This window comes from Nannocystis punicea (assembly GCF_026965555.1).
GTDB lineage: Bacteria > Myxococcota_A > Polyangia > Nannocystales > Nannocystaceae > Nannocystis > Nannocystis punicea.
The window spans coordinates 6965012-6977616 of the sequence record NZ_CP114040.1 but is presented as its reverse complement, the minus strand read 5'-3'; the positions used below and the strand labels follow the sequence as shown (position 1 = coordinate 6977616).

The 12605-nt window shown below is 72.3% G+C and carries 6 protein-coding genes; 3 read left to right on the top strand and 3 right to left on the bottom strand.

Translation table 11 applies throughout. The annotated features are described in order from the left end of the window. Positions 1 to 537 precede the first annotated feature (537 nt). Together O0S08_RS26905 and O0S08_RS26900 are read right to left on the bottom strand one after the other, a co-directional pair. Positions 538 to 2595: a tetratricopeptide repeat protein gene (locus tag O0S08_RS26905; RefSeq protein ID WP_269032148.1), complete on the bottom strand. Its 2058-nt coding sequence runs from the start codon at positions 2593 to 2595 to the stop codon at positions 538 to 540. Between the two features lie 339 nt (positions 2596 to 2934). After that, positions 2935 to 5127: a radical SAM protein gene (locus O0S08_RS26900; RefSeq protein ID WP_269032147.1), complete on the bottom strand. Its 2193-nt coding sequence runs from the start codon at positions 5125 to 5127 to the stop codon at positions 2935 to 2937. Between the two features lie 58 nt (positions 5128 to 5185). Here O0S08_RS26900 and O0S08_RS26895 point away from each other — a divergent pair, with 58 nt between their 5' ends. Then, on the top strand, positions 5186 to 7612 hold the full coding sequence (locus O0S08_RS26895) for a radical SAM protein (protein ID WP_269032146.1): 2427 nt from the start codon (positions 5186 to 5188) through the stop codon (positions 7610 to 7612). After that, positions 7609 to 7809 (top strand): hypothetical protein, encoded by a 201-nt coding sequence (locus O0S08_RS26890; RefSeq protein WP_269032145.1) that lies wholly within the window; start codon positions 7609 to 7611, stop codon positions 7807 to 7809. Before O0S08_RS26895 ends, O0S08_RS26890 begins: the two co-directional genes overlap by 4 nt. Positions 7810 to 8181: 372 nt before the next feature. On the opposite strand, the gene O0S08_RS26885 is transcribed toward O0S08_RS26890, so the two are convergent. After that, positions 8182 to 9618: a phosphatidylinositol-specific phospholipase C gene (locus tag O0S08_RS26885; protein ID WP_269032144.1), complete on the bottom strand. Its 1437-nt coding sequence runs from the start codon at positions 9616 to 9618 to the stop codon at positions 8182 to 8184. Positions 9619 to 11242: 1624 nt separating this feature from the next. Here O0S08_RS26885 and O0S08_RS26880 point away from each other — a divergent pair. Further along, positions 11243 to 12436, top strand: coding sequence for a hypothetical protein (locus tag O0S08_RS26880; RefSeq protein WP_269032143.1), 1194 nt, complete (start codon positions 11243 to 11245; stop codon positions 12434 to 12436). Positions 12437 to 12605 lie beyond the last annotated feature (169 nt).

Here is a 12605-nt window from a genome sequence, read left to right as displayed (position 1 = left end):
CGGGGCCGATGCCGGTGCGGCCGACGAGGGTGCCGGCGACGAGGGGGCGGCCGCGGCGAGCGGCGCAGGCGTTGGTTCACGGTCCTTGCAGCCGATCAGCACTGCCGCGGCCAGCATGGGCACCAGAGTTCGAGAGCGCGGCATGTCTCCGGGGGAGGATAGCAGGTCGCTCGCTCCCGGGACGCTCCGCGCGCGAACGCGCGTGCCCGGCGGAGGGCGAGCCGCCGGGGGATTGTAGTGACATGTTCTTTCGGACATCCATGCGATCGCCGCGGCAGCCAGGTCGCTTTCTCGCCCACGCGCCCGTTCGCCTATCATGTGTCTCCGCGGACCGGCACGTGGTCGATCTGGCGCCTCGGCGCGGCGGCCTGATTCGTCGCACCACGGGCGAGCTCGATCGGCGGCTCGGCTCCTCGCGCTTCGTCCATTTCTATCTCCCGCGCGCCGGCGCGAGCGCACAGCTCCAATCCGGCAGGGATCGACTTCGACGCGATTCGCCATCGCAGCCGACGACGGCTGAATCCGCGGACGCGCGCGCTACCGGGCGCCGAGCGAGCGCAGGAGCAGGGCGCGGACGCTGGTGAGGTCGGCGTCGATGCGGGTCGCCGGGTGGGCGGCTGCGGGGCCGTGGGGGACGGTGCGGAGCTGGCCGGCGCGGGTGATGTAGGTGACGCAGGTCGAGGAGCGGTTGCCGCGCAGCATCGCCAGGGCCTCGGCGAGGATGACCGTCTGGTCCTCGGGGCATGGCGTGAAGGACATGTCTCCCCAGGCAGGTCGGTCGACGGCGGCGGCGGCGTCGGAGACCAGGCCGGGGGCGTGGGCGCGCAGGTGGTCGAAGGCGCGGGCGAGGCCGGGCTGGTCGCGGGCGCTGGCGTGGACGAGGCCGAGCTCGACCCATGCGCCGATCCGGGCCGGGTGACTGGCGACTGCGTGCTCGAGGTCCTCCAGCGCGCCCGCGAGGTCGCCGGTGGCCGCGCGGGCGCCGGCGCGGTGGGCGTAGACGGCCGGGCCGACGGTGCCGCGCATCTGGGTGATGCCCGCGGCCGACGCTGCGAGGGCGCCGGCGGGGTCACCTGTCCGATGGGCCAGGAGGGTGAGGCCGACGTAGGCCCAGCGGGTGCGCGGGTTGATGGCGATCGACGCCTCGAGGTCGGCGCGGGCGCCGGCGTCGTCGCCGAGCCACAGGCGCAGCTCGCCGCGGTGGGCCAGCGGCAGGGACGAGCGCGGCCAGCGGGCGCAGGCGGCGTCGAGGAGGGCGAGGGCGCGGGCCGGGTCGGCGCTGCGGATCGACTGCAGGGCCTGGCGCGAGGCGTGGCGAACTCCTGTCCTTGTAGACATGCGCTTCAGGACATGTCCGTCGTGATAGGTGGCGAACGCGGAGCGGTTGCAGCCCATGCGCGCGAGAGCGTCGCGCGTGGCCTCGACGAGCGGGCCCTGGCGATCGTCGGCCAGGGCGGCGGGGCCGAGCGGCGAGACCTCGGCGAGGGCCTCGGCGAACTCCTCGATCTGGCGCGGGTTGACCGCGGCGTCGGGGGCGGGGCGTTCGCCGGCGGCGGCGAGGAAGCGGAGCATCCAGGCGGCGAACAGGTAGCCGTCGCCGATCGCGGTCGCGCGGGTGAGGGCGGCGTGCGCGGGATCCCAGGCGCCGCGGCGGATCAGGGCCTCGGCGCGCGACAGCTCGGCGGACGGATCGGGCACACGGCAGGCGAGCTCTAGCTCCTCGAGGGCGAGGTCGACGTGGCCGTCGGCGAGCGCGATCTGGCCGCGGATCCGCCGGGCGCCGGCGCGACCCTGCGGGCCGGTGACGGCGTCGGCGCGGGCCAGGGCGGCGCGGCGATCGCCTGTCCACAAGGACATGTCCGCGAGGGCGAGGGCGACGGGCGGGTCGGCGGGCTGGAGGCCCAGGGCGGCCTCGCCGTGGCGGGCGGCGCCGGCGAGGTCGCCGGTCTCGAGCAGGGCGAACAGGGCGGCGCGGTGGTAGGCGGCGGCGTCGTCGGGCGGGGCGAGGCGGAGGGCCTCGGCGACCTCGACGGCGCAGTCGTGATCGTGGCCGGCGCGGGCCAGGGCGGCCGCCAGCTCCATGCGCAGCTTGGCCGATCCGGGGGCCCGCCGGAGGCCGCTGCGGGCGGCGGCGATCGCGAGCTCGAGGTCGCCGCCGCGCAGGTGCATCTGCGCCTCGAAGGCGTCCCAGAGCGGCTCGGTGGGGTCGGCGGCGCGGCCGGTGGCGATCGCGGCCGCGACGTCGCGCTCCCAGCCGAGCGCGCTGGCGTAGCCGACGGCGCGGGTGGCCGCGGCGCGGGTGGCCGCGGGGGCGGCCCGGGCGGCGGTGGCGAGGGCGTCGAGGCTGCGCTGATAGTCGTGGGTGGCGCGCAGGACGGCGGCGGCGGCGAGGGCCACCGCGGCGTCGTCGGGCCTGTCCTCGAGGGCAGCTTCGGCCGCGCCGCGGGCCCGCGCCAGGCGGCCATGGCGGGCGAGGGCCACCGCGCGCAGGAGGGTGCCGCGGGCCCCGAGGCGCGGCTCGTCGGCGTCGAGGTCGCCGGCGTCGAGGGCGGCTTGCAGACGCGCGGCCAGCACGGGGCTCGCGGCGCGCGTCACGAGCGGCGGCTCCTGCCGACTCGTCGGCGGCTCGGCGGAACCCAGGCAGGTCCGACGGTGCGAGTCACGAGCGGCGGCTCCTGCCGACTCGTCGGCGGCTCGGCGGAACCCAGGCAGGTCCGACGGCGCGAGTCACGAGCGGCGGCTCCTGCCGACTCGTCGGCGGCTCGGCGGAACCCAGGCAGGTCCGACGGTGCGAGTCACCAGCCGCGGCTCTCGCCGGCCGGTCCGTGCATCGACGGCGAACCGCTGGGCCTGGCGGCGCTGGGCGATCGTCGACTGCGCGCCGGCCCTGTCGCGCGGGACGGAGCGGGGTGGGGCGGTCGGCGAGCGCATGGCTCAGGGGACAGGTCGCATCGCGGCGAAGCCGTGGGCGCGCACGTAGTTGATGTGCATGCCCTTGCAGACATGGTCGAACGAACATGTCTTGCAGCGCAGGCTCTTGACGTGGAACCCGTCGTCGATGAAGCGGCGGGCGTAGCGGAAGATCTCCAGGCCGCCGTCGGGGCCGAGCTGGGCGGCGTCGAACACGGGCGGGCGCTCGCGCGGGGACCGGCCGAGGACGCAGGCGGGGACGGCCTCGACGGGCACGGGGAGGCGGAAGGCGGCGAAGAAGGCCGGCAGGTCGAGGTCGAGCTCGGCCGACTCGGTGAGGCGCTCGCGGGCGGGCTGACGCAGGACCAGGCGCGCAGGGGCGTGGCCCAGGCCGAGCAGCCAGGCCTCGGCGGGGCGCGACAGCAGGAGGACGACGTCGAGGTCGAGGGCGAGGTCCAGGAGCGCGGCGGCGGCCGTCGGGTCGGCGACGACGACGCGGGTGAGCCGCTTGCTGGCGAGCAGGATCGGCTGGCCTTCGAGACCGGGCGTGGAGGACATGTCCGAAAGGCGGGCGAGCAGGGCGGTCGGGTCGGCGAGCTCGAGCTCGAGCTCGAGGACGTCGGGGAAGCCGGCGGCGAGCGCCTCGGCGGCGGCGAGGTCGGGCGCGACCAGCCACAGCGCGCGCGGCCTGGCGGCGGCCGCGAGGGCGCGGGCGTCGAGGCGCGGGCGCGACGGGGTGACGGGGACAGAGGGACCGGCGCCGAGCAGGGGCAGGCGGAAGCGGCGCGGAGCGGCCGCGGTCGGCCGCGAGGTGTTACGGGGGCCGCTGGTGGACGGGTCGGAAGGGACATGTCCCGAGAGACTGGTGGCTGCAGTCACCCCGGAGGGGTCCGCGTCGCGGATGGACGAGGCGGCGGCCGGCCGGTCGGCGTCGGGGGGGTGCGTAGGCGAGATATCGTGAGGGACATGTCCCGAGGGACCTGCAGAGTCGTCCTGCGAGGTGTCCTCGGGGACATGTCCCGCAGCACCGGTGTCGGCGGAGATCTCGACCCGCTCGTCGGCTCGCGTGCGCGCCTCGCGGGCCTCGGCCATGCCGGCGGCGGCCTCGTCGGCGGTGCCGTCGAGCGGCTCCTCGCTGTCCTCGGGGACATGTCCCGAGAGACCTGCCGCCAGGGCCCGCTCGGCCAGCACCCGGCGCAGGCGGGCGGCCGCGTGCTGGCGGCTGGCCGGGTCGCCGCCGTAGGCGACGGGGGCGTGGTGGTCGGCCGCGGCGTCGACGCGCAGGACCTCGAAGGTCTGCCCGGCGAGGGCGGCCCGGACCTCGTCGAGGCGATCGCACAGGGGCTGCAGGTAGCAGTGCTTGCAGCGCTCGGGGGCGCGGCAGTCGAGCGGGATGTCGTGCTCGAGCAGCAGCGCGTACTCTTCCTTGCGGCCGCGGACCTCCTCGATGAGCTTGTGGGGGTCCTGGATCAGGTCCTCGAAGCCCTCGAGGTGCTGCGGCGGGAACCGGTTGAGCCAGACGTGGATGCCGGGCTTGCGGGCGTAGGCGAACGCCTCGAGCAGGTACGGCCGCATGGCCTCGAGGTCGTAGAACAGGATCTCGCGGCCCTCGCTGTAGGCGCGGCCGAACGGGATGACGTGCAGGAGGTCGAACTCGCGCACGCCCATGGCGGTGAAGGTGGCCATGAGCTCGGGCAGCTGCTTGACGTTGCCGCGGTTGACGCAGACGTCGATGTTGACGACCGGCCGGCCGTCGGCCAGCGCGCCCCGCAGGCCCTTGACCTCCTCGTCGAAGGCGCCCCGGGTGCCGACGAGGGCGTCGTGGACGCGGGCGTTGGGGCCGTGGATCGAGAACGTGATCTCGCTGAGGCCGGCGTCGAGGGCGGCCCGCAGGAAGGCGGGATAGGCGAACATGCGGCCGTTGGTGACGGTCTGGATCTTGCGATACCCGGCCCGCCGCCCGAGGCGCACGAAGTCGACGAAGTTGGGGTGAATGGTGGGCTCGCCGCCGGAGAGGATCAGGCGGGTGGCGCCGCGCCGGCGGCCGTCGAGGATCTGGGCCCTGATCTCCTCGCGGTCGCGGTTGGTGCCGTCGTGGGTGTGCGCGTCGAGGCAGAACACGCAGCGGTCGTTGCAGTCGAACGTCAGCCGCACCCAGTTGCGCCGCTCGTGCGCGGCCTCTTCGTGCTGCACCGCGGTGGCGGGGAGAGCGTCCATTCCGGGCCAATGTACCCGGCGCCCCGCGCCGCTCGCAAGCGTGCTAACGTCGCCGGCCGTGCGCCCCGGCCGCGTCCTCGTCGTCCATCCGCCCGTGTCGGTGGCGCGGGACTTCATCGATTACCCGTACTTCATCGATCTCGGGGCGGTCCAGCTGGCGGCGGTGCTCGAGGCGCGTGGGATCGCGTGCGACCTGGTCGATGCGTACGCGCTGCCGGCGAGGCGCGAGGCGGCGGTCGACGACGCCGGCGGCGAGGTCGCGGGCGAGGTGCTGCACGCGGCGTCGGCGATGCACTGGCGCAGCGACGGGCGGGCGCACCTGGGGGCGACGGTGGCGGCGACGCTGGCCGCGTGTCCGCAGTCCGCGGCGGCGATCGTGGTGGCGATCACGCCGTTCCACCGGCCGCCGGCGCGCGACGACCTCCTCGGCGAGCTCCTCGCCGGCCTGCGGGCGCGCCTCGGGGCGGATGTGCCGATCGTGCTGGCCGACTGCTACCAGTCGGGGCAGCACTACGTGGCGGCGCCGCAGCTGCTCGCCAGCTACCCGGAGGCCGACGCGTACGTGCAGTTCGAGGCCGAGGTGACGGTGCCGGCCCTGCTGGCGGGGTACCTGGACGGCGGGCCGGCGCCGCGCGGGCTCCACCGCGGGGACCAACCTGTCCTCGAGGACCTGCCCGTTCCGGCATGGTCGAAGGTCGACCTCGAGGCGTACCACGAGTTCCGCGCGGCGGTGGTCCGCGGGCTCGGCCGCGGCGGCTGGGCGTTCCCGATCGACGGGCGCACGCTGCCGGTGGTGACGAGCCGCGGCTGCCCGTTCCAGTGCGCGCACTGCAGCTCGAACCCCGACGTCGCGCCGGGCCGGCCGAAGACGCAGCGGCGCCACTCGCGGGCGGCGCTGTCGCGGCTGCTGACGGCGCTGGCGCGCGAGCACGGGGCCGGGCGGGTGTTCGTGCTCGACGAGCTGATCAACGTCCACCCGGATCACTTCGACCATGTCCTCGAGGACATCCGGGCGCTGGATCTGCGCTTCGAGCTGCCCAACGGGCTGCGCGCGGACTACCTCGAGCCGCGCCACCTGCAGGCGATGCGCGGGCGGCTGACGACGCTCAGCGTGAGCGCCGAGAGCGGGGTGCAGCGGGTGGTCGACGAGGTGGTGGGCAAGCGGCTCGAGCTGGCGGCGATCGTGCGCGCGGCCGAGTCGGCGGCGGCGGCCGGGGTGCCGCTGATGATCCACTACATCATCGGTCAGCCGGGCGAGACGGCGGCGGAGATCAACCAGACGTTGAGCTTCGCGCTGGATCTCTGGGACAGGTTCAAGGCGTGGCCGGCGGTGCAGTTCGCGACCCCGCTGCCGGGCACGCGCCTGGCTCGCTCGCTGCCGCTGGCGCCGCCGCCGGAGGATCACGACTGGGGGCCGCGGTTCCAGCGGGCGCCGACGGGGGCGACGGTGCCGGCGGCGCTGCTGGAGAAGTTCCGCTGGACGTTCGAGCAGCGGCTGCGGGCGTCGCAGGGGCCGCGCAAGCTGGTGATGAACGCGACCTACGCGTGCAACAACCACTGCAGCTTCTGCGCCGTCGGTACGCGCACGCAGCTGCACGGCGACGCGGAGCGCCTGCGCGAGCAGCTGGCCCACTACCGCAAGCAAGGGGTCGAGCTGCTCGACATCGACGGCGGCGAGCCGACTCTGCACCCCGACCTGCTGGGTCTCATCCGCCACGCGCGGGCGCTCGGCTACCGCGCGATCAACGTGACGACGAACGGCCGGCTGTGCGCGTACGAGGCGTTCGCGGCCCGCCTGGTCAACTCGGGGCTGTCGTCGCTGCTGTTCAGCGTGCACGGGGCCGACGCCCGCACGCACGCGCAGAACGTCGGGGTCGCCGAGGCCTTCGAGCAGACGCTCGCGGGGGTGCGCAACGCGGTCCGCCTGGCCCCGCGCGGGGTCGAGCTGGGCCTCAACCTGACGATCACCAAGCACAACGAGGGGCAGCTGGAGGCGATCACTGCGCTGGCGTGGTCGCTCGGCCTGCGCTGGGTGAACTATCAATTCCTGACGCCGTTCGGGCGGGCGACGGCGATGCTGGCCCCCGACACCGCCCGCGCGGCGGCGACCCTGCAGACGGTGATCGAGGCGTGGCAGGGCCGGATGAAGCTGCAGGTCATCAACCTGCCGTTCTGCTTCATGCCGGGCCACGAGGCGCTGATGCAGGGCGACCTCGGCAAGCTCGAGCGCCACATGGCGTTCGTCAACAACGAGACGGTCAACCTGGCGCAGTACCTGGCCGAGCGCCGGGTCCGCAAGCCGGTGTGCGCGTCGTGCCCGCACGCGTGCTTCTGCGGCGGGTTCTACGAGCTCGACGAGGCGCCCGAACCACCGTGGCTGATCGCGCCCGAGGACCTGGTGCGGCCGCTGGCCGATCCGCGGCGCCACGAGTCGGTGCCCGTCGAGCTGCGCGAGCGCCTGCGCAAGCGCGCGGAGTCGTCGTGAGCGAGGCGCTCGCGTGCCCGCGCTGCGGCTGTCCCGAAGTGCAGGTGAGCGCGGGCCGGGCCAGCGCGTGCGCGCCGATGCCGACGCTCGAGACGCTCCGCTGCCCGCAGTGCGGGAACACCGGGACGCGGCTGCCGCTGCACGGGCGGCCGATCGTGCGCTGGGAGCACGAGGGGCGCGGCGGGGACGAGGGTTGAGGGGCCCCTGTCGCGCATCGGCGAGACGCGACTGCGACCCGCCGGTGAACGAGTCGAGCGGCCGAGGCGCAGGGTTCGGCTGGACTTCGCTCACCGACGGTGCGCGAGCACGACCCCCGCGGCCGGCGGACGCGTCGAGCCGTCGAGGCGCCCGAATCGGCCCTCGCGTCATCCGCCGATTCGGTGGATGATCATAACATGGCGATCAGGGCATGTCTTCTCAGGCATGTCCGAATATTCATGGGCGGCGCTGCGCGCGAGCGGAGACGGGGCGAGCTCGGCCTTGCCGGCGACGAATCCGCGTCGGGCCTACGACCGCGCGCGCTCCGTCGCCGCGCTCCCCGCATGTCCCTGAGGACATGCACCGTCGAGTCAACTGACGATCCAGTCGATCCCGAGGTTCTTGTCGCCCCCGTCGGTCGGGTCGGGTCGGGTGCCCAGGTAACCGTCGCTCTCCGCCGACAGGTACATCGACTTGCCCTGCTTGGCCGTCTGCTTCACGCTCCGGAAGCGGAGCGTCTCGCCCCGCTGGATGTAACCCTCGACCTGGGGATCGGCCCGTTCGACGACCCACTGCTCGTCCTCGCCGGTGTCGTCATTGTAGTACAGGTTGAATTGCGAGCTGGCGTCGAGGTACATGTAGCCCCCCATGTCCGCCTGCATGGTCCGAATGCAGACCACCGTGCCGGATCTGAGGAGCCGGTCGGCGGGGTCGCTGGGCGTGGTGAGTCGGTGATTGCACGGGGTGCCGTCGCTCCAGCCGTAGTAGGTGCCGCCGGCGTGCGTCTGGTGGCAATCTGCGAGGTAGCGGGTGCTGCCTGCCAGGCAGAACACGAAGTCGCGGTCGTTGAGCTCGATGAAGCGATCGCTGGGCGGGAAGTTGGTGGCGATCAGGGCGTCGATCATGCGCGAGGTCGGGAAGTCCATCGGGATGGTGCCGATCCGGTTCACCACCGTGGCGTTGCCGAGCGCCGCCTCGAGCCATTCGGTGAGCAGCGGGTTGATCTCGTCGGCGAATCTGTACGGGAGGTCGCCGCCCGAGGCGCTGATGAAGTTGAACCACCACGTGACGAAGGTGAGCGGGTTGTTCTGCGCCTGGGTCAGAAAGGAAAGGATGTCTTCCTGCCACTTCACGCTATTCCAGTCGCCCATCCCGATCTTGTAGTGGTCCTGGATCATCAGCGGGATCGCGCCGCGGGTCGGGTTCGAGGTCTTGCCCCCGCCGGGGCCATTGGGCCAGCCGGTCACCCCGTCGATGCACGGGGGATCGGAGGCGACGGAGCCGTAGCGGCGGAACACGACGACTTGGCCTTGCACCTGGCCGAGCGAGGGCATCGAAGTGGCGGTGTAGAACAGGCGGTCCGCCGGGTTATTCGGGTCCGTCCCGCCCTGCTTCAGCGCGGAGGCGTAGAAAGGTCGCAAGGCCGCTGCGAACGCGTCGGCAGACACGTGGTGCTCGTTCTTGATCGACATCACGATGCACTCGGTGCCGTGCGCGCCCAAAAAGCCCGTGCACACATCGATGACCTCCGAGAACATGACATTCGTCTTGCTGCCGATCTTGCTATCACCGTGCCAGATCCGAAGGTCGTTGCCCTCGGGGACGAGGCGGATGTCGAGGAAGCGCACCCCGGCCTCGAGCTGCTCCTGGATCGTCATCGACTGGCACCTCGAGGCGCCTCCACGGAGTAGACCCGAGGTCCCGGAGTCGTGCGTCCCGGGGATCGTGAGCTGGTGGAGGAACTTGTCACCCTCTGCGTAGAGCTGACCCATCCAATTGACCCGCAGCGTATCCAACGTCTCACTCATGTTCTTTACCCATTCATCCTCGGCGCGCGAGGTCCGATGCGCGCACTCGCGTCGCAGCGTCCCTCCGCCAAACCATGGCCATAAGAATAGCGAGACGACGCCCTGTCAAGGGGTAAACGCTGCGTTCGGAGGCGCGCCGATTCGCGCCGTCGGCTCGAAATCTGGGGACTCGGCATTGCTTCACTCGAGGCCGCAGAAGCGTCGACCGAGGGCAGCGACGCAATCGTTCGCCCATGACTCGTCGATTTCGCTCGCGGTCGAAACCTTCGCTTCGGAGGCCGGAACGGAGTTGCGGAGGTGGCTCGCTCCGATTTGCACCCCGAAGAGACGGCACGGCCCCGCAAGCAGGTGGCAGCTACGGAGCCGAAGTCGAATTCGTGGGTCGTCCCGATCGGCGCGTAGGCTAATGCGCTCACAGCGTTCGACCGGGAATTCGATCGGGGCCGAGTATGGGTGTACAGGAACGCTCTTCGGTCTGCGAATGGAGGGTCGAACAGCTCGCCAGGGGCACCGCATTCGCCGGAGCCGACGGCACGCGCCTGGCGTCGTGTCGTTCGGAAACCCTCGACCCGTGGCGGATATGCCACCGTCCAACCCATGCTGGTATTCGCCGAGCCGCGTATGTCAGCACCGTGATCGGGGGGCAACCCGACGAGGACGTTTACGGCTGGCTGTACGCGAGCGACGTCGAGGAGGCGCTCGATCCGGGGGAGGAGACCGACGGCAGCGGCGGGACGACCGGGGAGCCGGATCCGGGGGAGAGCTCCGACGCGACGGGCGAGTCCGGGGAGACCGGCATGAGCACGGGCGAGACGGGTGCGAGCTCGGGCGAGGCGCCGACGACCTGCCCGGAGGCGCCGTCGACGGAGGGGAGTCCGGCGAGGACGAGGGCGGCGAGGCCGGGTCGTCGGCGGGCGAGACCGCGGCGCAGGAGGACCCTGGGGCGGAGGGCTGCGGCTGCCGCAGCGCGAACGCGGGCGGGGCGGCCTGGCTGCTGGCGTTGCCGTGGCTGGCGCGGGCGCGACGCTCGCGTCGACGGCGGTCGCGGAGCCCGGGCCGCGGCCTTCGTGAGGACCGGCTCTCGCGCCGCGGCCTGCCGGGGCCGTGATGGCACAGCCGAAGGGTCATGTCCTCGAGGGCATGTTTTCAGGAGACATGTCGTCGGGGACATGTCTTTTGGGTGCTGGGTCGGTGGCGGGCGAGCGGGCGGCGGCGCCGTGAATGGGAGGGGACTGTCAGATTCATCGCCGCGCCGACACACTGTCATATTCGCCGATCGACCGACGATATCGCGCTGGCGCGGGCGACTCCGGCGCGGCCGACGATCGCGGGCAACCGGACGACATTGATAGGAGTCGGCGAGGCGGTCGCAGCGGCCGAAACGAGGCCCGTTCGAGCGGTTCTCCGCGCGCCCCGCCGGGGCCGCGGGGACCCGGCAATTCCCTGAAATTCGCGGTTATAACGGCTCTGGGAGGGGGGTATCGCGGCGATGGTCGGCGTCATCGTTTGCGCTTCACCACACCGTAGCTTTGCCTACCCGGGACTACCAACCAATAGTTCGACCGGAAGAGCTCAGGCGGGATTGACCCGCCGGCTGCTTTCGAGACAGAAAGGAAACCCTCCCATGTTGCGTACCATTCTTGTGTTGTTCCCGGCGCTCGCCTTCTCGATGCCTGTCACGGCGACGGCGTCGGAGGAAGCTCGCTGGGGCGGTAGCCATCAGGGCTATGGTCAGAACGAATTGCTCGAGCTCGAGACCTGCCTGGCGGAGGTGGAGCAGCTGACCCAGAACCGTTCGTGCACGATCCTCGACGCCGACGAGTGCCTCGCCGCCTGCGACGTGGCGGCAGACTCCGAGGACACCAACCGCTCGTGCCGCAGCGCGTGCGCCGATTCCGGCGTGGCGGTCTGCGAGCGCTGGGGCGGCACCCAGGGCGTCGGCCAGCACCAGGGCGTGATGCCGGGCAAACCGACCGGGCAGGGCATCGACCTCAACCCCGGCCAGGGCTTCGGCAAGGGCGACATGGGCCAGGGCTTCGGCAAGGGCGACATGGGCCAGGGCTTCGGCAAGGACGTCGGCAAGGTCGAGGAGGAGCTGCTGCAGGAGCTCGACCAGACGATCGGCAAGGACATCGGCAAGAACATCGGCAAGAACGTCGGCAAGCTCGAGCAAGACCTGGAGCAGGACATCATGCAGCAGCTCGAGCAGGGCCTCGAGCAGAACATCGGCAAGACGGTCGAGCAGGAGCTCGTGCAGCAGCTCGTCCAGGACCTCGACCAGAACATCGGCCAGGACCTCGAGCAGGACCTCCTGCAGGACATCGAGCAGGAGCTGGGCCAGACGATCGGCAAGCACGTCGGCAAGAACATCGACCAGGACCTCGAGCAGGAGATCCTGCAGGAGCTCGAGCAGACGATCGGCAAGCCGGGCTTCACCAAGCGCTGGGGTCAGGGCTACGGCCAGCAGGGCTACGGCCAGCAGGGCTACGGCCAGGGCTACGGCCAGCACGGCTACGGCCAGGGCTACGGCAAGGACGTCGACCAGGGCTTCGGCAAGGAGCAGGGCTTCGGCAAGGAGCAGGGCATCGGCAAGGACATCGGCAAGCCGGGGTTCGGCAAGCCGAGCTGGGGTAAGCGCTGGGGCAAGGGCTTCGGCAAGGACCAGGGCTTCGGCAAGGACCAGGGCTTCGGCAAGGAGCCGACTCCGGTCACCCCGGGCCAGTTCGAGCAGGACCTGATCTACGTGGTCGGCTCGGAGTGCGCGATGCTCGTGCAGCAGGGCGTCGGCAAGGGCGTCGGCAAGCACGTCGGCAAGTGAGCCGACGCGGGCCGGCCGGACGATCGCCTGAGGATCGCGCCCGCCGGCCCGCCTGAGGCGGAGCGCTCGAGGCCCTCGAGCGCTCCGCTTCGAGCGGCGAGGCCCTCGCCTCGCCGCTGGACCTCTGACCATTCCACCGAGTCCCCGCGCCGACCTCGGCGCAGCGCCC

Coding starts and splice junctions, on each gene's coding strand:
- O0S08_RS26900 (WP_269032147.1), bottom strand. CDS start 5,127: ATGGACGCTCTCCCCGCCACCGCGGTGCAGCACGAAGAGGCCGCGCAC.
- O0S08_RS26885 (WP_269032144.1), bottom strand. CDS start 9,618: ATGAGTGAGACGTTGGATACGCTGCGGGTCAATTGGATGGGTCAGCTC.
- O0S08_RS26880 (WP_269032143.1), top strand. CDS start 11,243: ATGTTGCGTACCATTCTTGTGTTGTTCCCGGCGCTCGCCTTCTCGATG.